The sequence below is a fragment of the Cupriavidus mimosae genome, from assembly GCF_023952485.1.
Lineage (GTDB): Bacteria > Pseudomonadota > Gammaproteobacteria > Burkholderiales > Burkholderiaceae > Cupriavidus > Cupriavidus taiwanensis_C.
The window spans coordinates 350,449-376,246 of sequence record NZ_JALHRY010000001.1 but is presented as its reverse complement, the minus strand read 5'-3'; the positions used below and the strand labels follow the sequence as shown (position 1 = coordinate 376,246).

Genomic DNA, 25,798 nt, shown 5'->3' with positions numbered 1-25,798 from the left:
CACCGTCTGCCGGCTCAATCGAGCGTGATGGCTTCGTGCTGGATCACCGCCGTCCAGTTACCCTCCTCCCTTGCCACGCGCTTGGCGAAAGTGGCCGGATCGATCATCACGACATCGCCTTGCTGGCCCAGCGCTGTCTTGGCCTTGCTGTCTGCGAGCAGCCCTTGCGTGACCGAATGAAGCTTCTGCACGATCTGCGGCGGCGTGCCGGCCGGTACCAGCATGCCTGAATGGCACCGCACGGGCTGGCTGATCGCCACGGAAAAGCGGCCTGGCATCACGCCGCCGCAGCCTCTGCTGCCCGAACTGCAAGCACGCTTCAAGATGAAGCCAACCTTCCTCAACGCTTCTGCCCCTGCCCCAGCTCCGGGGGCGCCGGGGGCGGCAGCGGCGTGGCCACGGGCTCCAGCCCGGTGTTGCTGACAATGGATGCCGCCGCGGGCGAGGCCAGGAATCGGATGAAGCGGGACGCTGCCGCGCTTTGCCGGCCCGCGACCGTTCCCGCGGAAAAGAATACCCTCTGCTGCAGCTCGGTGGGCAGCGGCCCCACGTAGTCCAGTTCCTTGAAAGGCAGCAGCTCGCTGACCTGCTGGAAGCCGATCTCGGCATCGCCCCGCGCCACCACGGCGCCGACCCGCTCGCTGTAGATCTTGCGCGCCTTGTCCTGGATCTGCTCCGCGACGCCAAGCCGGGCGAACAGCTCGGTGGAGAGGTAAGTCCCGCTGGCACTGGCGGAATAGGCGATGGACTTCGCGTTGAGCAGGGTCTGCTTCAGCGCCTCGGCCGTGCTGATATCCGGCTTGGGCGTGCCCTTGCGCACCGACATGCCGATCAGCGAGCGCGCCAGGTCGACCCGGCTGCCGGCGGCGACCTTGCCTTGCTCGACCAGCTTGTCCAGGCCCGAGTCCGCCAGGATCACGACATCGAAGCTTTCGCCGCGCGCCAGCCTGCTGGGGATGGAGTCGGGCGCATTGCCCATCGACGCGCCATAAGCGGTGATGACACGGTCCTGCGTGGCGGCCTCGTACAGCGGCACCAGTTGCTGGTAGGCCGCGGTAAAACCGCCCGAGGTGATCACGCGGATCTCGTCGGCCCAGGCCGGCGCGGCCAGCCATAGCACGAATACCAGCAACGCGTGCCTGCCGGCAGGGATGTTCAGTTTCATGTGGTCTCCTCTGGTTCTGTATTGCGGCGCTGCCGCGCGTCAGTCTTCTTTCATGTTGGCGGCGCGCGCAATCGGGCCAAGCCGCGCTTTCTCACCGGCAAGGAACTTGGTGAAGTCGGCCCGGGTCCCGCCCATCGGCTGGATGCCTTGCGGAATCAGCCTGGCCCGCAGTTCAGGCGACTTGATGGCGGCATCGATGGCCTTGTTCATCTTGTCCAGGATCGCGTCGGGGGTACCGCGCGGCGCGAAGACGCCGGACCAGTGACCGATGAAGACGCCGGGATAGCCGAGTTCCGCGGTGGTGGGCACGTCCGGCATGGCGGCAATGCGCGTATTCCACGTCGACGCGATCGCTCGCAGCTTGCCGCCCTTGACCTGCGGCAGCACCACGACGCTGGCTTCGGAGGTCGCGTCCACCTGCTTGCCCACCACGGCGACCATGCCTTCCGAGCCGCTCTTGTAAGGGATGATCTCGAGTCTTGCGCCCGTGGCCAGCTTCAGCATTTCCGCGACGAAGTGCGGCGTGCTGCCGGTTCCCGCCGTGGCGAAATTCAGGCTCTTGGCGCTTTTGCTGCTGGCCACCAGGCTCTTGAGGTCCTTGATCGGCGAGTCGGCGGACACCACGATGACGGACGGGCTGACGGCCAGCATGGCCACGGGCACCAGATCCTGCTCCTTGTACGGGAGGTGGGACTTGATCATGGCGTTGGTAATCACGCCGGCGGCGGGTGCCAGGAAGGTGTAGCCGTCCGGGGCGGACTTGGCTACGTAGTCGGCACCCAGCACCGAGCCGGCGCCGGGCTTGTTCTCGACAACGATGGTCTGGCCAAGCTGCTTCGACGCCGCTTCGGCCACGGCGCGGGCCACCAGATCGTTGGCGCCGCCGGGACCGAACGGCACCACGAACTTCACAGGCTTTGCGGGCCAGGCATCAGCCCAGGCGGAAAGGGTGCATGCGCTCAGCGTCAGGGCGAGCGCGAGATGGCGGACGGCGGGTTTCAAGGCAGGTCTCCGGGATGCGTATTGTGTCTGCGCTTTTCGGCACGACACGACGTCCCGATCAGGCATTGCAAGGGTAGTCACGCGCGACTATTCTGTGAATTGCAATGGTCTGATGATTTCATGCATGCCGCGCATCAATTTCGCCCTTGAAGATTTGCAGGCCTTTGTCGCAACCGCTGAAAAGGGCAGCTTCCGCATGGCGGCCGAGGCGCTGCATATTTCGCAACCGGCACTGAGCCGGCGCATCGAAAAGCTGGAAACAACGCTGGGTTCGCGCCTGCTGGACCGGACCACGCGTCGCGTCGAGGTGACCCATGTCGGCCGCCAGTTCCTGGAAGAGGCCCGCGCCGCGCTCGATATCCTGGACCACGCTGTGTTCCGGCTCGGCGACGAAGCAGCGCTGCAACGCGGCCTGGTGACCGTGGCAGCGATACCGTCCGCTGCCCTGCATTGCCTGCCCCATGCGATCCGCGCGTTTGCCGGGCGGCATCCCGGCGTGCGCGTGCGCGTGGTCGACGAAAGCGCCAGCAGCGTACTGGCCAGCGTGCTGTCCGGAGAATCGGACTTCGGCCTTAACTTCATGGGCGCGCAGGAGCCCAATATCGACTTTCGCGCCATCCGCGCCGAACGCTACCGGCTAGCAATGCGCCGGGACCACGCATGGGCCGGCCGGGAACGCGTGGCCTGGCAGGAACTGGCCGGACAACGGATGGTCAGCGTGTCCCGGCACAGTGGCAATCGCGCCCTGATCGAAAACGCCATCGCCCACCTGGAACAGCGACCGACCATTCACTACGAGGCCAACCACGTCGTGGGCGTGCTGGCGCTGGTCGAGGCCGGCCTTGGCATGGCCGTGCTGCCTGGCATGACGGTGCCGCCGGATCATCCGCGGCTTTGCGCCATTCCGCTGGTCGAGCCGGATGTAGACCGCGTACTGGCGCTGATACGCCGCCGGGACAGGCCACTGCAGCCCGCCGCGCAAGCGTTGTACGAGACCATCTCGTTGTCGATGGCGGGTGATGCATGACGAAGGGGCCGGTTGGCGAGGTGCCCGCCGGTGCCGGACCGAACCCATGTTCTACAATCTCGCCGGCTGCACCGGAAACCACGCGGTACCGACGGCCCGCCCCATGCGTCATGGCCACCATCGCCGACGCCAGGTGGCAAGCCGCTCAACCGGCGGCCGGTACGAAACCTGCTTGCACGACCCACCACATCGAGGAGCATCACCGAATGACAAACTGGCTGCATCAGCGGCAGCTTTGCCGCGCGCGGAGGCCCTGACATGGCAGGTTCGAGCTTGCTGGTATTGATCGACGACATCGCCACCATCCTGGACGATGTCGCGGTCATGAGCAAAATGGCGGCCAAGAAGACTGCGGGCGTGCTGGGCGATGACCTGGCGTTGAACGCGCAGCAGGTCAGCGGCGTCAGGGCGGAGCGTGAACTGCCGGTGGTATGGGCGGTTGCGCTGGGATCGATCCGCAACAAGGTGATCCTGGTGCCGGCGGCGCTGGCCATCAGCGCCTGGGCCCCCTGGGCCGTGGTGCCGTTGCTGATGGTGGGCGGCGCGTTTCTTTGCTACGAAGGCTTTGAAAAACTGGCACACCGGTTCCTGCATAGCAAGGCCGAGGACGCCGCAAATCACGCACGTGAAGTCCAGGCCGTCTCGGACCCCGCCGTCGACATGGTGGCGTTCGAGAAAGAGAAGATCAAGGGCGCGGTCCGCACCGACTTCATACTCTCGGCTGAAATCATCGTGATCTCGCTGGGCACCGTCGCCAACGCGCCCTTCGGCCAGCGGCTCGCCGTCCTGTGCGCGATCGCGGTCATCATGACCATCGGCGTCTATGGCCTGGTGGCGGGCATCGTAAAGCTCGATGACGCGGGCCTGTACCTGAGCAAGCAGGCATCGGCGGGACTGCGCTGGCTGGGGCAAGGTTTGCTCCGGCTGGCACCGTGGCTGATGAAGGCCTTGTCGTTTGCCGGAACGGCGGCGATGTTCCTGGTCGGCGGCGGCATCCTGATGCACGGCATTCCGGCGATGCACCACGTGACCGAAGCCGCGGCGCTGGCGGCGGCAGGAGTGCCGGCAATCGGCGGTGTGCTGGCGGTGCTGGCGCCGGTGTTGCTGGACGGCATTGCCGGCATCGTCGCCGGCGGGCTGGTGCTCGCAGCGGTGAGCGTGGTGAAGGCCGGCATGCGGGCGTTGCGGCCTTCGGCGCGCTAAGTGCGGCGGTCGGGCGCCAGCAATCCGGTGCCTGAGCCCTGAGCCCTGAGCCTCGGGGCCGGCAGCGCCCCTCGCAAGCGCGCCGAGGACAAATCGTCAGGCCACAACCCCGCCATGCACCGGCGCACCGCCTTCGGGCACCTCCGCACTCAGAATCGTCCCCGTGGTGGATTCCGTCATCAGCAGCGTCTTGCCGTCAGCGCCGCCGAAGCACAGGTTGGTCAACGACGCGCCCACCGGCGTGCGAATGACTTCGACCGGCTCGGCGCGATGGTTCAGCACCCAGACATAGCCGAGCCCCGGATTGGCAACCAGCAGGAACCCGTCGGCACGCATGGCCAGCCCGTCCGGACCGCTTGGCCCGTATGACGTGAAGAACTGGCCCACCTTGCTGACGGAGCCGTCGGCCTGCAGCGGCACGCGCCACACGCAGTTGCCGCGTGTCATGGCGACATACAGCACCTTCTCGTCGGGCGACAGCACCAGGCCATTCGGGCTTGGCGCATTGTTCAGCAGCACATCGAGCTTGCCCGCGGGCGACAGGCGGTAGACGCGGCCAGTGGGATTATGCATGCCGGTCTGGCCCTGGTCCGTGAAGTACAGGTTGCCCGCCGAATCGAAGGTCAGGTCATTGACACCGCGGAAGCGTTCCGAATTTCGGCGTTCCAGGAACGGCGTCACCGTCCCGGTCTTCGGATTCAGCCGCATCAGCCCGTTGCGGTAATCGGTCAGCAGGAAGTCGCCGCCGGCCAGGCGCTTCATGCCGTTCGGCTCGCCGTCGTACTCGGCCACCAGTTCCCAGTTGCCCTGCAGCGATACGCGGAACACGCGGCCATAGGGAATATCGGTTACCCACAGGTGGCCCTCCGCCCAGACGGGGCCTTCGAGGAATGACTCGGTTACCGCGCCGCCGCGATTGGCCAGCGACCACGCGTTGTCCCGGTCCTGGCGCCGAAACGATTCCGGCAGGCGGGTAAGCACCGTGGCGTCGCGGACGGTGGGTTGCCGAAGCAGCATCATCGTGGTCCCCGGTGTTACTGCTTTTCGATATTGGCCTTTTGTGCCACGGCCGCCCATTGCGCGGTTTCACGCTGGATCAGCTGTGCAAACTCGCTGCTGTCCAGGCTGCCCGGCTGCGAACCCATTTGTGCCAGGAATTGCTTCATGTCAGGCGACCGCAGCGCTTTCTGGATTTCGACCTGCAGATGGGCGATCACCTCGGCCGGCGTTCCCTTCGGCGCCGCCAGGCCCGACCAGTTGAACAGGTTGAACGTCGGCAGTCCGGCTTCGGCGAAGGTCGGCACATTGGGGAACACCTCGAGCCGGCTTTTGCCGCTGATGCCAAGCAGCCGCATCTGGTTGCCCTTGACCTGTGCCAGCGCGGTCGGCGTCGACACCACCAGCAGATCGACGCTGCCGCCCAGCAGGCCCACCATGGCTTCGCCGGCGCCCTTGTAGGGCACGTGCATCAGCTTGATCCCGGCGGCCTGCTGGAAGGCCTCGGCGGAAAAATGCGGCGAGCTGCCCGGGCCGCCGGTACCGTATGTCACTTCACCCGGATGCGCCCTGGCGTAACTGATCAGGGAAGCCAGGTCCTTGAAGCGCGAATCTGCCTTGACCCCAACCACCACCGGCGAGAACGCGAACGGTGCGATCGGCACGAGCGCGGTCTGGTGGTCCCAGTTAAGCTTCCTGAACACATAGGGCAGCGTGGTGTAAGAGTTGTCATTGGCCAGCAGCGTATAGCCATCGGCCGGCGCCTTGACGACCAGCGTGGTGCCGATGGTGCCGGAAGCGCCCGGCTTGTTCTCGACCACGAAACTCTGGCCGGTCTGCTCGGTAAGCTTCTGCGCCATCTTGCGGGTCACCACGTCGACGGCGCCGCCCGGCGGATTCGGCACCACAATGCGCACGGGCTTGTCCGGATAGGCTGCAAACACCGGCGACGCGCTGGCAGCGGCCATCGCCGCGACGACAGCAAAAAGACCAAAGGTGCGATGAACCATCATTGTCTCCTGGCAGCCGCGGCCGGTCCGGCTTGCTGTCAGCCGGCCGCGATGCCTGCATTTTTTGACCAGTAAAGCTTCGCTTAAGCCGGAGTGGCAGTGTCTTGCAGCACCGCAAGCACATTCTTCGCAGCACCCACACCCATGTTCACGTAAGCCGCATCGCTCACGCCTCCGATATGCGGCGACAGGATGACGTTCGGAATTTGCTGGAACGGATGCGGCACGGTCATCGGCTCGACAGCGAAGCTGTCCAGGCCCGCCGCGTAGAGCTTGCCGTTGAGCGCCTCGGCCAGCGCCGACTCATCGATCAGTCCGCCGCGCGCCGTGTTGACCAGGATGGCGCCGTCCTTGAACAAGGCCAGCGTCTCGTGGTTGAGCATGCCGCGGTTTTCGTCGGTCAGCGGGCAGTGCAGCGACACCACGTCCGATGCCTGGTAGAGCTGCGGCAGTTCGCTGACCAACGTGACCCCTGCGGGCGCTGCCTTCGCATAAGGATCAAAGGCGATCACGCGCATGCCCATGGCCAGGCCGGTCACCGCGACGCGGCGACCGATCTCCCCCAGGCCGACGATGCCCAGGGTGCGGCCATTGAGTTCGATGGTCTTGTGGGTCGACTTGTCCCAGTGGCCCGCGCGCATGCGCTCGTTCAGTTGCGGCACCGCCTTGGCACAGGCGAGGATCAGCGCCCAGGCATGTTCGGCCACGGCGGCGGCGTTGGCGCCCACCGCGGCCTTCACCGCGATGCCGCGCGCGGCCGCGGCCTTCTGGTCGATCACGTCGATGCCGCTGCCGTGCTTCGAGATCACCTTCAGGGCCGGCGCCGCATCCATGACTTCGGCCGTCACGTTGCCATAGCGCACGATGATGCCGACCGGGTTGTGCTGCCGCGCCAGCGCGACCAGCTCGTCGGTCTGCGGCTTCTTGCCCGCGAACACGATCTGGTAGTCACCAAGCAGCGCGAGCGCTTCCGGTGCCAGGTCCGCACCCGTGACGATAATGACGTCCTTGCCGGTCACAGGGCTTCTCCCTGCTTCAGGACGCCGGCCGTCACCAGCGATGCCAGCAGCCAGGGCGCGGTGGTATTGCCCTCCTTGATCTGTGCGATGCGCATGGCTTCGGCCTCTTCCTTCCTGGCCGCGGCATCGAGCAGCGCTTCGATCTTGCCGCGCTCGACCACCACCAGGCCGTCGGCATCGCCGCAGATATAGTCGCCCGGATTCACCGTGACGCCGCCGACGGAAATCGGGTGGCCGATGCGTCCGCCGACTTCCTTGGTCGGGCCGTTGGGATTGGTGCCCACAGAAAAGACCGGGAACTGCATGTCCTCCAGTTCCAGGCTGTCGCGCACGGCGCCGTCGATCACGACCCCGGCCAGCCCGCGCTGGCGCGCGGCATGCATCATGATCGTTCCCATCAGCGCGGAGGTCTGGTCGCCCTTGCCGTCCACCACCAGCACATCGCCGGGCTGCGCCAGCGCCAGTGCGGCGTGGATCATCAGGTTGTCGCCGGGACGGACCTCCACGGTGAAGGCGGGACCGGCGACTTTCATGGTCGGGCGCAGGGCGCGGATGCGGCCGTGCAGGGCGCCGCGGCGTCCGCCGACATCCGACAGGATCGCCGGCTGGAAGCGGGCGGCACGCTCGATGATGGCGGCGGGCACACGCTCGAACGATTTGATGATGTTGGGCAAGGTCATGGAAAACTCCAGCAAGATGAGTGGGATAGGGGTCGAAGCCGATCAGTCCAGCTTGGTGCCGGAGGCCTTGATGACCGCGGCCCAGCGTCCGATGTCCTGCCTGATCAGCGTGGTGAAGGCTTCGGGCGTGCCCACCAGCACTGACGCGCCTTGCTCGTTGAGCTTCCTGGCGAGCGCCGGGGACTGCAGCGCCTTGTTGAACTCTGCATTGAGCCGCACGACGATGTCCTTCGGCGTCGCGGCCGGCGCGACGAAGCCGAACCAGGTCGCCGTCTCGAAGCCGGGATAGCCGGACTCGGCCACGGTCGGAACCTGGGGCAGGTCCGCCACGCGCTTCGCTGACGTCACCGCCAGCGGCCGCAGCTTGTTGTTCTTGATATGGCCGAGCAGGGTCGGCACGGATGCCATGTACAGGTCCACCTGTCCGCCCATCAGGTCATTGACCGCCTGTGCCGCACCCTTGTACGGCACATGGGTGAATTTGACTTTCGCGGTGCTTTGCAGCTGCTCGCCGCCAAGGTGGGCAACGGTGCCATTGCCGGGCGAAGCGAAGTTCAACGATGCCGGCTTGGCCCTGGCGGCCTGGATCACGTCCTTCATGGTCTTGTACGGCGAGTTGACGTGCGTCACCAGCACCAGCGGCGCGGAGGCAACCAGGCTGATCGGCGCCAGGTCCTTCAACGGGTCATACGGCAGCCGCTCGTACAACGAGGCATTGATGGCCAGGTTGCTGGTCTGCCCCATGGCGATGGTGTAGCCATCGGCCGGCGCCTTGGCCGTCGCGTCGACGCCGAGGTTGCCGCCGGAACCTGGCTTGTTTTCCACGACAAAGACCCAGCCGGTGGACTTCGCCACGGTATTGGTCACCTCGCGCGCGATGATGTCGGTGCCGCCGCCGGCCGGGAACGGCACGATCACGCGGATGGGCTTGGCGGGATATGGCGACGCGGCATGGACGCTGGCGGATGCCATCAGCAAGCCGGCAAGGGCCAGGAGGACGCGGCGGGATGTGGACTGCATGGATGTCTCCGAATCTCGTTTCGTTGTGATTCGGATTGTGGTGCATCGTTTCACGGCATACAATGCCGTTTCACACTGTGCACCGCATTTCGTGCCATGAACCCTAAAAGTGATTCCCTCAACGCGTCAGCCGCTGAGGAGGGCTCCGGCGCCGTGATCGCCGTGACGCGCGCGCTGCGCGTGCTGGAAGCCTTCGGCGTCAACGATCCGCAGCTGTCGCTGGCTGAGCTGAGCCGGCGCACCGGCATCCACAAGACCACGGTGCTGCGCCTGGCGCGCACGCTGGCGGCGGACAACTACCTGGTGCAGAAGGAAGACGGCAACTGGCGCCTTGGCCGCGCGGCCGGCTGGCTGGGCGCGTGCTACCAGGCCACTTTCAACGTGCAGGAAGTGGTCGAGCCGGTGCTGCGCGAATTGACCATCAAGACTGGTGAAAGCGCTTCGTTCTACGTGCGCGAGGGTCAGCAGCGAACCTGCCTGGTCCGTGTCGAAGGCCCGCAGGCCATCCGCCATCACGTCAGGATCGGCGCGGCGCTGCCGCTGGACAGCGGCTCGCCCGGGCGGGTCATCCTGGCGTTTTCCGGCGAGCCGGGGGAGCTTTACGAGATGATCCGCCGCCGTGGCTTCCACCTGTCGCTTGGCGAGCGCGAGCCCGAAGTCTCCAGCGTGTCCGCACCGGTGTTCGGATTGCACTGGCGCCTGCTGGGCTCGATGTGCATTTCCGGGCCGACTTCCCGGCTTGGCGAAGCGCGGCTGCTGGAACTGGCGCAGACCGTGGTCGACGCCGCGAACAAGCTTTCATATGCGATGGCGGGCAGTCAGCGGCCCGCGCTGCCAGGCGACAGGCAGCCGGCAACCTGGCATCCCTGACCGGCCCGTCCTGCATTCCCGGCCGGCCACCGTGCCGGCTCCCTGCGCGCCCTCCCCGGCCCGTGCCATGTCCTTGCGCGCGGCCGCCGACATCCCGCGGCGCCAGCAACTTTTCCTGCATTTCGGCACGAATTCAGCAACAAATATCCCCGTTATCTGATTAACCTGCCCGCTCTTTTCCGTTTGCGTGCGCCGCAAACGCAAAAGTTCTCTGCCCCCGCCAGCCCCACAAGGGCTGGCGCGGCCATTCAGATCACACGGAGACAACGAACAATGAGTGCAAGCGCAGAACATCTGCAACGCGGCCTGGGCGAACGCCATATCCGGCTGATGGCGCTGGGATCGGCCATCGGCGTGGGCCTGTTCCTGGGCGCCGGCAATGCCATCAAGATGGCGGGCCCGGCAATCATGCTGGCCTACCTGATCGGCGGCGCGATGATCTTCCTGATCATGCGCGCGCTGGGCGAGATGGCCGTGCACAACCCGGTGGCCGGCTCGTTCTGCCGCTACGCGCAGGACCACATGGGCCCGCTGGCGGGCTACCTGACCGGCTGGAACTACTGGTTCCTGTGGCTGGTGACCTGCGTGGCCGAGATCACCGCCGTGGCCATCTACATGGGCATGTGGTTCCCCGACGTGCCGCGCTGGATCTGGGCGCTGGCGGCGCTGGCCGCGATGGGCTCGGTCAACCTGATGGCGGTCAAGGCCTATGGCGAGTTCGAGTTCTGGTTCGCCATGATCAAGATCGTCACCATCGTGCTGATGCTGATCGGCGGCGGCGCGATGATCGTGTTTGGCTTCGGCAACGGCGGCGTCGCCACGGGCATCTCCAACCTGTGGGCGCACGGCGGCTTCATGCCGAACGGCGCCTCGGGCGTGCTGATGTCGCTGCAGATGGTGATGTTCGCGTACCTGGGCGTCGAGATGATCGGCCTGACCGCCGGCGAGGCGCGCAACCCCAAGAAGTCGATTCCGGACGCGATCAACTCGGTGTTCTGGCGCATCCTGATCTTCTACGTCGGCGCGCTGTTCGTGATCCTGGCGCTGTACCCGTGGAAAGAGATCGGCGCGCAGGGCAGCCCGTTCGTGCTGACCTTCGAGCGCCTGGGCATCAAGACCGCCGCCGGCATCATCAACTTCGTGGTGCTGACCGCGGCGCTGTCGTCGTGCAACGGCGGCATCTTCAGCACCGGGCGCATGCTGTACAACCTGTCGCTGCAGGGCCAGGCGCCGGCGGCCTTCGCCAAGGTGGACCGCAACGGCGTGCCGCGCCGCGCGCTGCTGGTGTCGATCGCCGCGCTGCTGGCCGGCGTGCTGCTCAACTACCTGGTGCCGGAGAAGGTCTTCGTCTGGGTGACCGCGATCTCCACCTTCGGCGCGGTCTGGACCTGGGCCATCATCCTGGTCACCCAGATCCAGTTCCGGCGCTCGCTCGCGCCCGCGGCGCGCCAGGCGCTGGCGTTCCGCATGCCGTTCTGGCCGTATGGCTCGTATATCGCGCTGGCCTTCCTGGCGCTGGTGGTGGCGCTGATGGCCTACTTCCCCGATACGCGCGTGGCGCTGTACGTGGGGCCGGGCTGGCTGGTGCTGCTGACGATCTGCTACTACGCGCTCGACATGCGCTCGCGCGGGCCGGTGAGCTACCGCGCCTGAGCCACCGGCGGGCCCGCGCCCGCCGGCTGGCCATCGCCTAAAATGGCCCCCGAACCATGCCACCGCAGGGGGCCGCATGACCGAGACCACCGTGCCCGGCGCCGCCATGGCGCTGTCGCTGCTGTCGCTCACGATCTGGGGCGTGCTGCTGTTCGGGCGCGCCGGCTTCTGGCGCGTGCGCAGGCCACCGGCCGCGCCGGCGCCGGCGCACTGGCCGGAAGTGGTCGCCATCATCCCCGCGCGCGACGAGGCCGGGGTCATCGGCAGCGCGGTGGCGGCAGTGCTGGGCCAGCGCTACCCGGGCCCGCTGGCGCTGGTGGTGGTGGACGACCACAGCGCGGACGGCACTGCCGATATTGCCCGCGCCGCCGCGGCCACCACCGCGCGGCCCCACTCGCTCACCGTCATCGGCGCGCGCGAACTGCCGGCCGGCTGGAGCGGCAAGGTCTGGGCACAGTCCGAAGGCCTGGCCGCCGCGGACCGCATCGCGCCGCGGGCGCGCTATGTCTGGCTGACCGATGCCGACATCCGCCACGGCCCGGGCGTGCTGGCCGGCCTGGTGGCGCGCGCCGAAGCGGAGCGGCGCGACCTGGTCTCGCTGATGGTGCGGCTGCGCTGCGTCTCGGCATGGGAACGGCTGGTGGTACCGGCCTTTGTCTTTTTCTTCGCCAAGCTCTACCCCTTTGCCCGCGTGCGCGATCCGCGCAGCCGCGTTGCCGCCGCGGCCGGCGGCTGCATGCTGGCGCGCCGTGCGGCGCTGGCGCGCATCGGCGGCTTTGCCGCGATCCGCGGCGAGCTGATCGACGACTGCAGCCTGGCCGCGCGCATCAAGCCCGGCGGCGCCATCCGGCTGGACCTGGCCGACGACAGCGTGTCGCTGCGCCCCTATGACGACTGGCGCAGCCTGTGGGACATGATCGCGCGCAGCGCCTACACGCAGCTGCGCCACTCGCCGCTGTGGCTGGCGGGCGCGCTCGCCGGCATGGTGCTGACCTATTTGGTGCCGCCGGTGCTGGCGCTGGGCTGGCGGGTATGGCCGGCATGGCTGGCCTGGGGGGCGATGACGCTGGCCTACCTGCCGATGCTGCGCGAGTACCGCCAGCCGTGGTGGCTGGCGCCGCTGCTGCCGGTGACGGCGCTGTTCTACCTGGGCGCGACGCTCGACTCGGCGCGCCGCTACCGGCTGCGGCGCGGCGGGCAGTGGAAGGGCCGCAGCCAGGCCCCGTTGCGCCCCTGAGCCGGCGGCTCAGGGATGGCCCAGGTATCCGTGCGCACGGAACCACGCCAGCGCGTCGCGCAGCCCCTCCTGGTACGGGCGCGGCTGATACCCCAGTTCCTTGCGCGCCTTGTCCGAGGTAAAGAACATCCGGTAGCGGGACATATTGAGTCCATCGACAGTCAGGAACGGCTCCTTGCCGGTCAGCCGCGCCGCCGCTTCCGCGCCGTAGGCCAGCGGATACAGCGGCCAGCGCGGCAGCTGCAGGGTCGGGGGGCGCCGGCCGCACAGCTGGGCGATATCACGCAGCATCTGCTGCAGCATCACGTCCTGCCCGCCCAGGATGTAGCGCTCGCCGGTGCGGCCGCGCTCCAGCGCCAGCAGATGCCCGTTGGCCACGTCGTCGACGTGGGCCAGGTTCAGCCCGGTATCGACAAAGGCCGGGATCTTGCCGGTAGCGGCCTCGACGATGATGCGGCCGGTCGGCGTGGGCCGCACGTCGCGCGGGCCGATGGGGGTGGACGGGTTGACGATGACCGCGGGCAAGCCGTGTTCGGCGATACGTTGCTCGACCACGCGCTCGGCCAGGACCTTGCTGCGCTTGTAGGCGCCAATGGCTTCATGGGGGCGCAACGCCGCGGTCTCGTCCACCGGTGCCTGCGCGCCGGCGACACGCAGCGTGGCCACGCTGCTGGTATAGACCACGCGCTCGACGCCGGCCCGCTGCGCGGCCTCCATCACCGCCAGCGTGCCATCGACATTGGTGCGCACGATGTCTTCCGGATCGCGCGCCCACAGCCGGTAGTCGGCGGCGACGTGGAACAAATAGCGCACGCCCTGCAGCGCCGCGGCCACCGCGGCGGCATCGCGCATGTCGCCCTGGACCACGGTCAGCGGCAGCCCGGCAAGATTGGTGCGGGGGCTCTGCGGGCGCACCAGCACGCGCACGCGCCAGCCGCGCGCCAGCGCCTGGCGCGCCACCGCCGAACCCAGGAAACCCGCGGCACCGGTCACCAGCACGTCATCGTTTCTGCTCATCAGCCCGTTTCCTCGCAAGGCGGCGTCGCCGCGGCCGGCCCCGCGCCGATCATGGCGGCGCCAGACAAAGCCGGCGTGTCGGGTATATAGTAACCACCGTGCGAGGAAAATGTGATCCGCGGCGGATCTCCGGTGGGTCGGGCTCGATACCGGGCATCGTTTTCCGTTGCGCGATCCCAAACACTGAAACCCGTAGCAAAAGGGTCGGGGGCCTTCTCCATGCAGGTGATTCTTGCTCAGCCCCGGGGCTTCTGTGCCGGCGTGGTGCGCGCGATCGAGATCGTCGACCGCGCCCTCGTCAAGCACGGGGCGCCGGTGTTCGTGCGGCATGAGATCGTGCATAACAAGCACGTCGTACAAGGACTGAAGGACAAGGGCGCGCGTTTCGTCGAAGAACTGGACGAAGTGCCGGCCGGTGCGGTGACCATCTTCAGCGCGCACGGGGTCTCGCGCGAGGTCGTCGCCGATGCCAGCCAGCGCCAGCTGCATGCCATTGACGCCACCTGTCCGCTGGTGATCAAGGTCCACACCCAGGGCCGGCAGTACGCCGCCAGCGGCCGCACGGTGATCCTGATCGGCCATGCCGGCCACCCCGAGGTCGAAGGCACCATGGGACAGATCCCCGGCAAGGTAATCCTGGTGCAGAACGAGGCCGATGTCGGCAAGCTCGACCTGCCCGACGACACCCCGGTCGCCTACGTCACCCAGACCACGCTGAGCGTGGACGACACCCGCAATATCATCGCCGCGCTCGGACGGCGCTTCAGCAACCTGGTCGGGCCGGACACGCGCGACATCTGCTACGCCACGCAGAACCGCCAGAGCGCGGTGCGCGACCTGTGCAAGCTGGCCGACGTGATCCTGGTGATCGGCGCGACCAACAGTTCCAACTCCAACCGCCTGCGCGAGATCGGCACCGAGAGCGGCGTGCCCAGCTACCTGCTCGCCGAGGGCAGCGAGCTCGACCCGGCCTGGGTGCGCGACGCCAACGTGGTCGGCATCACCGCGGGCGCCTCGGCCCCCGAGGCCATGGTCGAAGACGTGATCGCGGCGCTGCGCCGGCTGGGGCCAGTCGAGGTCAGCACCATGGCCGGGCGCGAAGAGCATGCCGAATTCCGGCTGCCGGCCGAACTGGCCGACGTGAAGCCGCCGGCGGCATCGGCCGAGACTGGCACGGACGCCGCGCCGGCCGCCGCCAACGAGAACATTGCAGGCTGAACCAACCAGAGGAAGCTGTCGTGGCCATTCCGCTCCTGCAGGTTGCCCGCGTGGGCGCCTATATCGTCGGCAAGCACCTGTCGCGGCAGAAACGCTATCCGCTCGCGCTGATGCTCGAACCGCTGTTCCGCTGCAACCTGGCGTGCTCCGGCTGCGGCAAGATCGACTACCCGGATCCCATCCTGAACCAGCGCCTGTCGGTGCAGCAATGCCTGGAGGCGGTGGACGAGTGCGGCGCCCCGGTGGTGTCGATTGCCGGCGGCGAGCCTCTGCTGCACAAGGACATGCCGCAGATCGTGCAAGGCATCATCCGGCGGCGCAAGTTCGTCTACCTGTGCACCAATGCGCTGCTGATGGAAAAGAAGCTGGACCAGTACCAGCCCAGCCCGTATTTCATCTGGTCGGTGCACCTGGACGGCGACCGCGAGATGCATGACCGCTCGGTGTGCCAGGAGGGCGTTTACGACCGCTGCGTCGAGGCGATCCGCGCGGCCAAGGCGCGCGGCTTCCGCGTCAATATCAATTGCACGCTGTTCAATGACGCGCAGCCCGAGCGCGTGGCCAGGTTCTTCGACTCGGTCAAGGCGCTGGGCGTCGATGGCATCACCGTGTCGCCGGGCTATGCCTATGAGCGCGCGCCGGACCAGCAGCATTTCCTGAACCGCGGCAAGACCCGCCAGCTGTTCCGCGACATCCTCGGCCGCGGCCGCGCGGGCAAGAACTGGGCGTTCAGCCAGTCGACGCTGTTTCTCGACTTCCTCGCCGGCAACCAGACCTACCACTGCACCCCGTGGGGCAACCCGGCGCGCACGGTATTCGGCTGGCAGCGGCCGTGCTACCTGGTCGGCGAAGGCTATGCCGCGACCTTCCGCGAACTGATGGACGAGACCGACTGGGACGCCTACGGCACCGGCAACTACGAGAAATGCGCCGACTGCATGGTGCACAGCGGCTACGAAGCCACTGCCGTGGCCGACACCTTTGCCCATCCGCTCAAGGCGCTCGGCGTCAGCCTGCGCGGCGTGCGCACCAGCGGCCCGATGGCGCCGGACATTGCGCTGGACCGGCAGCGGCCGGCCGAATACGTGTTCTCGCGCCACGTCGAGATCAAGCTCGAGGAAATCCAGCGCAACCGGCCGCCCGCCAAGCAGCCGCGGCCGGCCGAGGCGCCTGCCAGCGCCGCCACGCACTGAAGCCATTGCCATGGCCGCCGGACTTGCCAGCTTCCTGCCCGGCGCAGCGCTGGTTTGCGTGGCGGCTGGCTATGCACTGGCCGCGGCCTGGCTGTCGCGACGCAAGCCTGCGCCACGCGGCGCCATGGCCGCCACACCGGTCAGCGTGCTCAAGCCGCTGTGCGGCGCCGAACCCCGTCTCTACGCCAACCTGGCGACCTTCTGCCGGCAGCGGCATCCGTGCTTCCAGCTGGTGTTCGGCGTGCGCGCCGCGGACGATCCCGCCATCGCCGTGGTGGAGCGGCTGCGGCACGACTTCCCGACCTGCGACATCGCCCTGGTGATCGACCCGCGGGTGCATGGCAGCAACCTCAAGGCCAGCAACCTGATCAACCTGTCCGGCGCGGCCCGGCACGATGCGCTGGTCATCGCCGACAGCGACGTCGCGGTGGCGCCCGACTACCTGGCCCGCGTGACGGCGCCGCTGGCGGATGCCGGCGTCGGCGTGGTCACCTGCCTGTACCGTGGCCATGCCATCGGCGGCTTCTGGTCGCGCCTGGGCGCGCAGTTCATCGACGACTGGTTCGTGCCGGCGGTGCGCATCGCCCACGCGGGCGGCTCGCGCCGCTTTGCCTTTGGCGCGACCATCGCGCTTCGTCGCGACGCGCTGGCTGCCATCGGCGGTTTCGAGGCGGTGCGCGACCGGCTGGCGGATGATTTCTGGCTGGGCGAGCTGACGCGGCAGCTTGGCTTGCGCACGGTGCTGTCGGACGTGGAGGTGACGACCGATATCACCGAAGACCGCTTCACCCTGCTGTGGCGGCATGAGCTGCGCTGGCTGCGGACCATCGCCTCGCTGAACCCCGCGGGTTATGCGTTCAGCTTCGTCACCTTCACCTGGCCGATGCTGGCGCTGGGGATGTGGCTGGCGCCGCTGCCGCCAGTGATGGCTGCGGCAGCCGTCGGCATGATGGCGCGCAGTGTGCTGGCGGGCAGCGCCGCGGCGGCAGTGCGGGCGCCGTTGCGCGATGGCTTGTTGCTGGCGTGCTGGGCGCTGGCGTTGGCTGGCAAGCGGGTGTGGTGGCGGGAGCAGGTGCTGTCGGTCCACGACAGGCAGCGCTCCGGTCAAGCGCCTGCCCTCTCCCCCGCCCCTCTCCCGCAAGCGGGAGAGGGGCTGGGGGAGAGGGCCGGCGCCGCCACGAAGTCCTCACCTGACACCCCACCTTTCCCCGGCATCCATACCAAGAGGCCGTTATGAAAAAAACCCTTTTTCTGCAGGCCCCGTCCTTCGACGGCTTCGATGGCGGCGCCGGGTCGCGCTACCAGGCCAAGCGCGAGATCAAGTCGTTCTGGTACCCGACCTGGCTGGCGCAGCCGGCCGCGCTGGTGCCCGGCAGCCGCGTGCTCGATGCCCCGGCCGACGGCCTGACCGTGCAGCAGACGCTGGAGATTGCCGCGGACTATGAACTGGTGATCATCCACACCAGCACGCCGTCCTTCCCCACCGATGCCAGATTCGCCGAGGAACTGAAGCGGCGCAGCCCCGGCGTGATGATCGGCATGGTCGGCGCCAAGCCCGCGGTCGATCCCGGCGGCACGCTGGGCGCGAGCGACGCCATCGACTTCGTCTGCCGCGAGGAATTCGACTACACCTGCCAGGACGTGGCCGCGGGCAAACCGCTCAAGGACATTCTCGGGCTGTCCTATCGCCTGCCGGATGGCTCGCTCGAACACAACGGCCAGCGGCCGATGATCGAGGACATGGACGCGCTGCCGTTCGTGGCGCCGGTCTACCAGCGCGACCTCAAGATCGAGAACTACTTCATCGGCTACCTGAAGCATCCTTACGTGTCGATCTACACCGGCCGCGGCTGCCGTTCGCGCTGCACCTTCTGCCTGTGGCCGCAGACCGTGGGCGGGCACCGCTACCGCACGCGCTCGGCCGCAAGCGTGATCGCCGAGGTGAAATGGATCAAGGAGAACATGCCCGAGGTCAAGGAAATCATGTTCGACGACGACACCTTCACCGACTTCAAGCCGCGCGTGGAAGAGATCGCGCGCGGGCTGGGCCAGCTGGGCGTGACGTGGTCGTGCAACGCCAAGGCCAACGTGCCATACAGCACGCTCAAGATCATGAAGGAAAACGGGCTGCGCCTGCTGCTGGTGGGCTATGAGTCCGGCGACGACCAGATCCTGCTGAACATCAAGAAGGGGCTGCGCACCGATATCGCGCGCCGCTTCACAGAGGACTGCCGCAAGCTCGGCATCCAGATCCACGGCACCTTCATCCTGGGCCTGCCGGGCGAAACCCGCGAGACCATCGAGAAGACCATCGAATACGCCAAGGAAATCAACCCCCACACCATCCAGGTCTCGCTGGCCGCGCCCTATCCCGGCACCACGCTGTACCGCCAGGCGGTGGAGAACGGCTGGCTCGAGGAGAACAAGGTCATCAACCTGGTCAACGACCAGGGCGTGCAGCTGGCGGCGATCAGCTATCCGCACCTGTCGAAGGAGGACATCTATCACGGCGTGGAGACCTTCTACAAGCGCTTCTACTTCCGTCCCGGCAAGATCTGGGAAATCGTGCGCGAGATGCTCGGCAGCTGGGACATGATGAAGCGGCGCCTGCGCGAAGGCGTGGAGTTTTTCCGCTTCCTGCGCTCGCACGAGGCCTGATCCTGGGCCGGGCGCTTTCCGGTGCGGCACCCGCTGCGGCACACCGCGCGCTGATCGTCACCGCCGACGACTTCGGGCTGCACCCGGCCGTCAACGAAGCGGTGGAACTGGCCCACCGCGACGGCGTGCTCAACGCCGCCAGCCTGATGGTGGGCGCGCCCGCGGTGGCGGATGCGGTGGCGCGCGCGCGCCGGCTGCCGGCGTTGCGCGTCGGGCTGCACGTGGTGCTGGCCGATGGCCCGGCCACGCTGCCGCGCGCGCGCATCCCGGCGCTGGTCGATGCGCACGGCCGCTTCGGCTCGGCCATGGCGCTGGACGGTTGCCGCTTCTTCTTCCTGCCCGCGGTGCGCCGCCAGCTCGCCGCGGAAATCCGCGCCCAGTTCGAGGCCTTCGCCGCCACCGGCCTGGCGCTGGATCACGTCAATACGCACAAGCATTTCCACCTGCATCCGACCGTGCTGTCGCTGATCCTGTCGATCGGGCGCGACTACGGGCTGCGCGCGATGCGGCTCCCGCGCGAGGCGGGCGCGCCCTGGCTGCTGCGCCCGTGGCTGGCGTTGCTGCGCCGCCGGCTGGACCGCGCCGGCATTGCGCACAATGACTACGTGGTCGGCATCGCGCACAGCGGCCAGATGGACGAGGCCGCGTTGCTGCAGGCGCTGGCGCAACTGCCCGCGGGCGTGGGCGAGATCTACCTGCATCCGGCGGTGGTGTCCGGCGCGGCCATCGCCCCGTCGATGCACGGCTACCGCCATGCCGACGAACTCGCCGCGCTGCTGTCGCCGCGCGTGCGCGCGGCGCTGGAGCGCGCGGCCCACCGGCACGGCGGCTTTGCCGATGTGCTCGGCGGCAGGACGCTGCGCTGACGATTGCCGATGAAACGCCTGGCCTACCTGACCGGACTGCTCGGGCTGCTGGCGCTGACCGCGCTGGTGATCCACCAGGGCGCCGGCGATATCGCCGCCGTGATGGCCCGGGGCGGCTGGCCCCTGTTGCTGCTGGTGCCGCTGCACGCGCTGCCGCTGCTGCTCGACGCGCAGGGCTGGCGCGTGCTGCTGACCTCCGCCGATCCCGATGAGCGTGCCGGGGTCGGTTTCCTGTGGTGGGTCGCCGCGGTGCGCGAAGCGGTGGGCCGCCTGCTGCCCACCGTGGGCGTGGGCGGCGAGCTGGTCGGCATCCGCCTGACGCGGCTGCGCATCCACGACACCACCGCCGTCACCGCCAGCGTGGTGGTCGAAGTGATGGTGACGATGTTTTCGCAATACCTGTTCGCCGCCAGCGGCGTGCTGATGCTGGTGGCCGCGCTGCAGCAGCGCGCCGGCGCGTGGATCATCCTGGCCGGCCTGCTGCTGTCGCTGCCGGTGCCGGTGCTGTTCGCGCTGTCGCTGCGCCACGCCGCCTTGTTCGAGAAGCTGGAAGGCGCCGCGCGCCGGCTGTTCGGCGCCGACCACCGCGTCGTCGCGCTGATCGACGGCGCGCGCCTGGACGCGCATATCCGCGCGCTCAACCGGCGCCACCGCGAACTGGCCAAGGCCTTGTGCTGGCAACTGGCCGGGCTGCTCAGCGGCACGCTGGAGATCTGGCTGGCGCTGTGGCTGCTGGGCCATCCGGTCCCGTTCTGGCAGGCGCTGGCGATCGAGTCGCTGACGCAGGCCGCGCGCCACGTGGCGTTCTTCGTGCCGGCCGGGCTGGGCGTGCAGGAAGCGGTGGTGATGCTGCTGGGCCAGGTGCTGGGGATGAGCGCGGAGGTGGCGCTGGCGCTGGCGCTGGTCAGGCGCGCGCGCGAGATCCTGTTCGGGGTGCCGGCGCTGCTGTCATGGCAGTGGGTGGAACTGCGCCGCTGGCGACGCGGCGGCGATAGCAGCAACGATGGCGGACAGCCCGCGCGCTAGCGTGCGGCCGCGTCCGCAAAGGTGGTTCAGATCTCCGACGCCTGGCGCGCGTTGTGGGTGGTCAGGTACTTCACCAGCCCGTCGACCCCGTTGCGCGCGACGATGTCGGCAAACTGCTTGCGGTACACCTCGATCAGCCACGCCCCCATCATGTTGATGTCATAGATTTTCCAGCCGGTCGCGGTGCGCTGCAGGCGGTAGTCGATCTGCATTTCGTCGGCATTGTTGATCACGCGCGTCTGCACCACCACGTCGGCGGCGCCGCTGGCGGCTTTGGCCGGCTGGTAGCGGAACCTGACGTTCTGCTCGCGCAGTTGCGCCAGCGAGACCGCATAGCTGCGCACCAGCAGGGTCTGGAACTGCTCGTACAGCTGTTGCTGCTGCTCCGGCGTGGCCGTGCGCCAGGCGCCGCCCAGCGCCAGCCGCGTGGTGCCCTGGAAATCGGTGTAGGGCAGGAATTGCTGCTGCACGACCGCGGTGATCTTGCCGAGATCGCCGGCGCGGGTCGCCGGCTGCGACTGGATGGTGCCGATCACGCCTTCCACCGCGGCCTGCACCAGCCGCTCGGGGCTGGCGCGCAGGTCGCCGGGCTGGACTGCCTGGGCGTGCACGACGGATGCCATGGCCATCGCCGCAAGCGGCGCCACGGAAAGCAAACGGTGAATCGTCATGGATGCAAGAGCGGGGAAATGACGGAAGTCGGTGCGGCGGTGACGCCGCGCTATATGACGCCCCGGCCGGCACCGGCTGACAGTGTATAGCGGATCGGCACGCATCGCGGCCGCGCCGGCGCAGCATGGCGCATGCGGCACGGCGCCAGCCGATATACTCGCGGTTCGTGCTCCTTCCGGATCCGTCCATGCTGACCTCGCTGCTGACACGCATCGTCCGGCTTGCCACCGCCTGGCCGTGGCGCGTCATCCTGCTGGCGGCACTGCTGACGGCAGCCAGCGGCGTCTACGTGGCCCGCAACTTTGCCATCAACACCGACATCGGCCGCCTGCTGGATTCCGACGCGCCCTGGGCCCAGCGCGACGAGGCCATCGCCAGGGCCTTTCCGCAGCGCGGCCAGATGATCCTGGCGGTGGTGCAGGCGCCGGCCGCGGAGCTGGCCGATGCCGCCGCCGATGCGCTGGCCGAAACCTTGCGCCGGCAGCCGGCGCGTTTCACCGCAGTCAGCCAGCCCGGCGGCGGCGCCTTCTTTGCGCGCAACGGCCTGCTGTTCGCCGGCACCGATGAAGTCAACCAGCTGACGCAGCAACTGACGCAGGCGCGCCCGCTGGTCAACGCCCTGGCACACGATCCGACGCTGCGCGGCCTGTCCGATGTACTCACCACCACGCTGGCGCTGCCGCTGCAGATGGGGCAGGTCAAGCTGGGCGACATGGCCGGGCTGATGGGCAGCAGCGCGCGCACACTGGACCAGGTGCTGGCCGGCAAGCCCGCCGCGCTGTCGTGGGCGGGGCTGCTCGACGACAGCCTCAAACCCGGCCCCGACGGCCAGGTCTACCGCTATGTCGCGCTCAGCCCCGTGCTCGACTACAGCGACCTCAAAGCCGGCGCCGCGGCGGCGCGCGCGATCCGCCACGCCGCGGACGAACTGCAGCTGGCGCAGCGCTACCAGGCCTCGGTGCGCCTGACCGGGCCGCAGGCGCTGGCCGACGATGAATTTGCCTCGGTCAGCGATGGCGCCGTGCTCAACGGCGTGCTGACGGTGCTGGCAGTGGTGCTGATCCTGTGGCTGGCGCTGCGTTCGGCGCGGCTGATCGTGGCGGTGCTGGCGAGCCTGTTCGCCGGACTGCTGATCACCGCCGCGCTGGGGCTGGCCATGGTGGGCGCGCTGAACATGATCTCGGTGGCCTTCGCGGTGCTGTTCGTCGGGCTGGGCGTGGACTTCGGCATCCAGTTCGGCGTGCGCTACCGCGCCGAGCGCCATGGCCGCGACCATATCGTCGATGCGCTGGGCCTGGCCGCGCGCGCCGTGGGCGCGCCGCTGGCGCTGGCCGCCGCGGCCACGGCGGCGGCGTTTTTCTGCTTCCTGCCCACCGACTACCGCGGCGTGGCCGAGCTGGGCCTGATCGCCGGCGTCGGCATGGTGGTGGCGTTCGCCACCACCTTCACGCTGCTGCCGGCGCTGATCGCGGTGCTCAGGCCCGGCGGCGAATCCGCGTCGCCGGGTTTTGCCTGGCTGGCGCCGGCGGACCGCTTCTTCGACCGCTACCGCAAGCCGGTGCTGCTGGTGACGCTGCTCGCCATCCTCGCAGGCGCACCGCTGCTGCCGCACCTGCGCTTCGACTTCGACCCGCTACACCTGAAGGACCCGCAGTCCGAATCGATGGCCACGCTGCTGGCGCTGCAGGACGCGCCGCAGGCCGGCACCGACGATGTCAGCGTGCTGGCGCCATCGCTGCCGGCCGCGCACGCGCTGGCGGGCCAGCTCGCGGCGCTGCCCGAAGTGGCGCGCGCGGTCACGCTGCAGAGCTTTATTCCCGACAACCAGCCGCCCAAGCTGCAGGCCATCGCGGCGGCCTCGGCCGCGCTGATGCCGGCGCTGACTCAAGCCCCCGCGGCGCCCGCCACCGACGGCGCGCGCGTCAATGCGCTGCGCAATGCCGCGCGGCAACTGGCCATCGCCGCCGACGAACATCCCGGTCCTGGCGCCGCCGAAGCGGCGCACCTTTCCGCCACGCTGAAAAAGCTGGCCAGCGCCGATGCGCCCATGCGTGACCGCGCCGAGCGCGCCATCGCCCTGCCGCTGCAGCTGGCACTGGCCAGGCTGAAGCTGGCGCTGACGCCGCAGGCGGTCAGCCAGCAGACGCTGCCGCCCGAGCTGGTGCGCGACTGGATCGCCCCGGACGGGCGCGCGCTGGTCAACCTCAGCCCGAAGCTGCCGCCGCCGGCCAGCGCACAGCGCGAAGCCGCGCTGGCACGCTTTATCGCCGCGGTGCAGCGCGTGGCGCCCGCCGCCACCGGCGGACCGATTTCGATCCGCGGCTCGGCCGATACCATCATGACCGCGTTTGCGCAGGCGGGGGCCTGGGCGGTGCTGTCGATCACCATCCTGCTGTGGATCACGCTGCGCCGCTTCGGCGACGTGCTGCGCACGCTGATCCCCCTGCTGGTGTCGGCCGTCGTCACGCTGGAACTGTGCGTGGTGTTCGGCATTGCGCTGAACTTCGCCAACGTGATCGCGCTGCCGCTGCTGCTGGGCGTGGGCGTCGCGTTCAAGATCTACTACGTGATTGCCTGGCGGCACGGCAAGACCCAGCTGCTGCAGTCCAGCCTGACCCACGCCGTGCTGTACAGCGCCGCCACCACCGCGGTCGCCTTTGGCAGCCTGTGGCTGTCGCAGCATCCCGGCACCGCCAGCATGGGCAAGCTGCTGGCGCTGGCACTGGCCTGCACGCTGGTCGGCGCGGTCTTCTTCCAGCCGATCCTGATGGGCCGTCCGCGCGAGGGCAGCCATCACGAGCCGGAGCAGCCGGCCCGGCCCTGAACCGCTCTTCTCGCGCGACCGATCCTGTCTGCCTCGATGCCTGTTCCGCTTCGCTTTCCGACGCTCGCCACGAGCGCCATCGCCGCAGCCGTGCTCGCGGGCTGCGCCACCGGCCCGCGAGCCAGTCCGGCCGATCCGCTGGAGCCGATGAACCGCGCCATCTTCACCGTCAACGACAAGCTGGACCAGTATGTCGCTGAACCGGTGGCCAAAGGCTACAAGGCGGTCACGCCGGAGCCGGTGCGCGCGGCGGTCAGCAATTTCTATTCGAACCTCGCGGACATCGGCAACCTTGCCAACAACCTGCTGCAGGGCAAGGGCGTGGCGGCGGCGGAGAGCTTTATGCGGGTAGCGATGAATTCCGTGCTGGGCCTGGGTGGGCTGATCGATATCGCCACGCCGGCAGGGCTGCCGAAGCACTCGCAGGACTTCGGGCTGACGCTGGGCACGTGGGGGGTGCCGCCAGGGCCCTACCTGGTGCTGCCGCTGTTCGGCCCCAGCTCTTTCCGCGACGGCGCGGGCCTGTATGTGAATTTCTGGTTCGATCCCACCACCTATGCCGAGCCGGCGGTGCGCAACTCGGTGTACGGGATGAACGTGGTCGACGTGCGCACCAACCTGCTGGGCGCGACCGACCTGCTCAAGCTGGCGGCGCTGGACAAGTACGCCTTTGTGCGCGACGCGTACCTGCAGCGGCGGCGCTACCTGCTCGGCGAGAACACCGCGTTGCCGGACTACGGGGATGACGAGGACGTTGGCGCGGAACCGGCGCCGGCAGCACCGGCAGCACCGGCAGCACCCGCCGGCACGCCGGCGCCCGCGCAGCCGCAGGCGCCGCGCCGAGGCGCTTAGCTGCCGATACCCAGCAGCACCACTTCGAAGGTCAGCGTGGCGTTCGGCGGGATCGTACCCGGCACGCCGCGCGCGCCGTAAGCGGTGCCCGCCGGGCAGGTCAGGCGCGCCTTGCCGCCCACCTGCATGGCCTGCACGCCCTCGGTCCAGCACGGGATCACGCGGTTGAGCGGGAACGAGATCGGCTGGCCGCGCTTGTACGAGCTGTCGAATTCGGTGCCGTCCGCGAGCGTGCCGCGGTAGTGCACCTGTACCGTGTCGGTGGCCTTGGGCGAGGCGCCGGTGCCCTTGATCAGGTGCTGGATGGTCATGCCCGACGCCAGCGTCTGCGGCGCCGCGGCAGGAGCGGCAGGGGCAGCGGAGGCGGCAGGCGCCGAAGCGGCCGGCCCGGCAGCGCAGGCGGCGCCGGCAAGGGTCAGGGTGCCAAGGAAAAGCGCGAGTGTTTTCATGGAAGGCCTGCTCTCGAGGTCGTGATTGGGGATGCGGCAGTTTAACCGACGCGCGCCGCCGGTATGGCGGCGGCGGCATATCGGGCACCGCGGCCGCGCCGCCCGCAGGCATGGTGCGCCGCACCGCGCCGCGCCCGTTAC

At 68.5% G+C, this 25,798-nt stretch carries 24 protein-coding genes and 1 pseudogene; 14 read left to right on the top strand and 11 right to left on the bottom strand.

Going from position 1 to position 25,798, the window contains the following annotated elements; translation table 11 throughout:
- Positions 1-14: 14 nt before the first annotated feature.
- Entirely contained in the window at positions 15-224 is a 210-nt protein-coding gene (locus MKD50_RS01665; protein ID WP_371925261.1) for a type 2 periplasmic-binding domain-containing protein, read from the bottom strand.
- Positions 225-228: 4 nt separating this feature from the next.
- Between MKD50_RS01665 and MKD50_RS01660 the strand changes: the two are divergent.
- Positions 229-324, top strand: a pseudogene (locus tag MKD50_RS01660) (transporter substrate-binding domain-containing protein); the annotation flags it as partial.
- Between the two features lie 16 nt (positions 325-340).
- Here the strand turns inward: MKD50_RS01660 and MKD50_RS01655 are convergent.
- Positions 341-1,165, bottom strand: coding sequence for a substrate-binding domain-containing protein (locus MKD50_RS01655; protein WP_252666180.1), 825 nt, complete (start codon positions 1,163-1,165; stop codon positions 341-343).
- A 39-nt stretch (positions 1,166-1,204) separates the two neighbouring features.
- Positions 1,205-2,167, bottom strand: coding sequence for a Bug family tripartite tricarboxylate transporter substrate binding protein (locus MKD50_RS01650; protein ID WP_252666474.1), 963 nt, complete (start codon positions 2,165-2,167; stop codon positions 1,205-1,207).
- 124 nt (positions 2,168-2,291) lie between these two features.
- Between MKD50_RS01650 and MKD50_RS01645 the strand changes: the two genes are divergently transcribed.
- The gene (locus MKD50_RS01645; RefSeq protein ID WP_115701967.1) at positions 2,292-3,194 is read left to right on the top strand and encodes a LysR family transcriptional regulator; all 903 of its coding nucleotides are present in this window, start codon (positions 2,292-2,294) and stop codon (positions 3,192-3,194) included.
- A 258-nt stretch (positions 3,195-3,452) separates the two neighbouring features.
- Complete coding sequence (locus MKD50_RS01640) at positions 3,453-4,397, top strand: DUF808 domain-containing protein (protein WP_252666178.1); 945 nt, start codon at positions 3,453-3,455, stop codon at positions 4,395-4,397.
- Positions 4,398-4,493: 96 nt separating this feature from the next.
- Here MKD50_RS01640 and MKD50_RS01635 read toward each other — a convergent pair whose 3' ends face one another.
- The 5 genes from MKD50_RS01635 to MKD50_RS01615 form a co-directional block, all read right to left on the bottom strand.
- Positions 4,494-5,417 carry an SMP-30/gluconolactonase/LRE family protein gene (locus MKD50_RS01635; protein WP_252666177.1) on the bottom strand — a complete coding sequence of 308 codons (924 nt, stop codon included), beginning with the start codon at positions 5,415-5,417 and terminating at the stop codon, positions 4,494-4,496.
- Between the two features lie 14 nt (positions 5,418-5,431).
- Positions 5,432-6,403 (bottom strand): Bug family tripartite tricarboxylate transporter substrate binding protein, encoded by a 972-nt coding sequence (locus MKD50_RS01630; RefSeq protein WP_252666175.1) that lies wholly within the window; start codon positions 6,401-6,403, stop codon positions 5,432-5,434.
- Between the two features lie 83 nt (positions 6,404-6,486).
- The gene (locus MKD50_RS01625; protein WP_115701973.1) at positions 6,487-7,422 is read right to left on the bottom strand and encodes a hydroxyacid dehydrogenase; all 936 of its coding nucleotides are present in this window, start codon (positions 7,420-7,422) and stop codon (positions 6,487-6,489) included.
- Positions 7,419-8,102, bottom strand: coding sequence for an RraA family protein (locus MKD50_RS01620; RefSeq protein ID WP_115701974.1), 684 nt, complete (start codon positions 8,100-8,102; stop codon positions 7,419-7,421). Before MKD50_RS01620 ends, MKD50_RS01625 begins: the two co-directional genes overlap by 4 nt.
- A 42-nt stretch (positions 8,103-8,144) precedes the next feature.
- Complete coding sequence (locus MKD50_RS01615; protein ID WP_115701975.1) at positions 8,145-9,122, bottom strand: Bug family tripartite tricarboxylate transporter substrate binding protein; 978 nt, start codon at positions 9,120-9,122, stop codon at positions 8,145-8,147.
- 96 nt (positions 9,123-9,218) lie between these two features.
- Here MKD50_RS01615 and MKD50_RS01610 point away from each other — a divergent pair, with 96 nt between their 5' ends.
- From MKD50_RS01610 to MKD50_RS01600, 3 genes are all read left to right on the top strand, one after another.
- Positions 9,219-9,992, top strand: coding sequence for an IclR family transcriptional regulator (locus MKD50_RS01610; RefSeq protein WP_115701976.1), 774 nt, complete (start codon positions 9,219-9,221; stop codon positions 9,990-9,992).
- A gap of 273 nt (positions 9,993-10,265) precedes the next feature.
- On the top strand, positions 10,266-11,645 hold the full coding sequence (locus MKD50_RS01605; RefSeq protein WP_252666174.1) for an amino acid permease: 1,380 nt from the start codon (positions 10,266-10,268) through the stop codon (positions 11,643-11,645).
- A gap of 76 nt (positions 11,646-11,721) precedes the next feature.
- A complete protein-coding gene (locus MKD50_RS01600; protein ID WP_252666173.1) occupies positions 11,722-12,882 on the top strand; it encodes a glycosyltransferase in 1,161 nt (386 codons plus the stop codon).
- A gap of 9 nt (positions 12,883-12,891) precedes the next feature.
- On the opposite strand, the gene hpnA is transcribed toward MKD50_RS01600, so the two are convergent.
- Complete coding sequence (hpnA, locus tag MKD50_RS01595; RefSeq protein WP_252666172.1) at positions 12,892-13,899, bottom strand: hopanoid-associated sugar epimerase; 1,008 nt, start codon at positions 13,897-13,899, stop codon at positions 12,892-12,894.
- A 219-nt stretch (positions 13,900-14,118) separates the two neighbouring features.
- Between hpnA and ispH the strand changes: the two genes are divergently transcribed.
- From ispH to MKD50_RS01565, 6 genes are read left to right on the top strand one after another with little or no spacing between them, the layout of a single operon-like run.
- Positions 14,119-15,117: a 4-hydroxy-3-methylbut-2-enyl diphosphate reductase gene (ispH, locus tag MKD50_RS01590; protein ID WP_115701978.1), complete on the top strand. Its 999-nt coding sequence runs from the start codon at positions 14,119-14,121 to the stop codon at positions 15,115-15,117.
- A gap of 20 nt (positions 15,118-15,137) precedes the next feature.
- Positions 15,138-16,310: an adenosyl-hopene transferase HpnH gene (gene hpnH, locus MKD50_RS01585; protein ID WP_240071116.1), complete on the top strand. Its 1,173-nt coding sequence runs from the start codon at positions 15,138-15,140 to the stop codon at positions 16,308-16,310.
- Positions 16,311-16,320: 10 nt separating this feature from the next.
- Positions 16,321-17,547, top strand: a complete 1,227-nt coding sequence (hpnI, locus tag MKD50_RS01580) for a bacteriohopanetetrol glucosamine biosynthesis glycosyltransferase HpnI (RefSeq protein ID WP_252666171.1) — start codon at positions 16,321-16,323, stop codon at positions 17,545-17,547.
- Positions 17,544-18,968, top strand: a complete 1,425-nt coding sequence (gene hpnJ, locus MKD50_RS01575) for a hopanoid biosynthesis associated radical SAM protein HpnJ (protein WP_252666170.1) — start codon at positions 17,544-17,546, stop codon at positions 18,966-18,968. Before hpnI ends, hpnJ begins: the two co-directional genes overlap by 4 nt.
- Positions 18,969-19,018: 50 nt before the next feature.
- Entirely contained in the window at positions 19,019-19,834 is an 816-nt protein-coding gene (gene hpnK / locus MKD50_RS01570; RefSeq protein WP_172582467.1) for a hopanoid biosynthesis-associated protein HpnK, read from the top strand.
- A 9-nt stretch (positions 19,835-19,843) separates the two neighbouring features.
- Positions 19,844-20,860 (top strand): lysylphosphatidylglycerol synthase domain-containing protein, encoded by a 1,017-nt coding sequence (locus MKD50_RS01565; RefSeq protein WP_240071119.1) that lies wholly within the window; start codon positions 19,844-19,846, stop codon positions 20,858-20,860.
- Positions 20,861-20,886: 26 nt separating this feature from the next.
- Here MKD50_RS01565 and MKD50_RS01560 read toward each other — a convergent pair whose 3' ends face one another.
- Positions 20,887-21,531: an MlaC/ttg2D family ABC transporter substrate-binding protein gene (locus MKD50_RS01560; protein ID WP_252666169.1), complete on the bottom strand. Its 645-nt coding sequence runs from the start codon at positions 21,529-21,531 to the stop codon at positions 20,887-20,889.
- Between the two features lie 188 nt (positions 21,532-21,719).
- Between MKD50_RS01560 and hpnN the strand changes: the two genes are divergently transcribed.
- Both hpnN and MKD50_RS01550 read left to right on the top strand, forming a co-directional pair.
- The gene (gene hpnN / locus MKD50_RS01555; protein ID WP_252666168.1) at positions 21,720-24,356 is read left to right on the top strand and encodes a hopanoid transporter HpnN; all 2,637 of its coding nucleotides are present in this window, start codon (positions 21,720-21,722) and stop codon (positions 24,354-24,356) included.
- Between the two features lie 36 nt (positions 24,357-24,392).
- Positions 24,393-25,208, top strand: a complete 816-nt coding sequence (locus tag MKD50_RS01550) for an MlaA family lipoprotein (RefSeq protein WP_252666167.1) — start codon at positions 24,393-24,395, stop codon at positions 25,206-25,208.
- On the opposite strand, the gene MKD50_RS01545 is transcribed toward MKD50_RS01550, so the two are convergent.
- Entirely contained in the window at positions 25,205-25,657 is a 453-nt protein-coding gene (locus MKD50_RS01545; RefSeq protein ID WP_240071120.1) for an FKBP-type peptidyl-prolyl cis-trans isomerase, read from the bottom strand. The genes MKD50_RS01550 and MKD50_RS01545 overlap by 4 nt on opposite strands.
- Between the last annotated feature and the right edge of the window lie 141 nt (positions 25,658-25,798).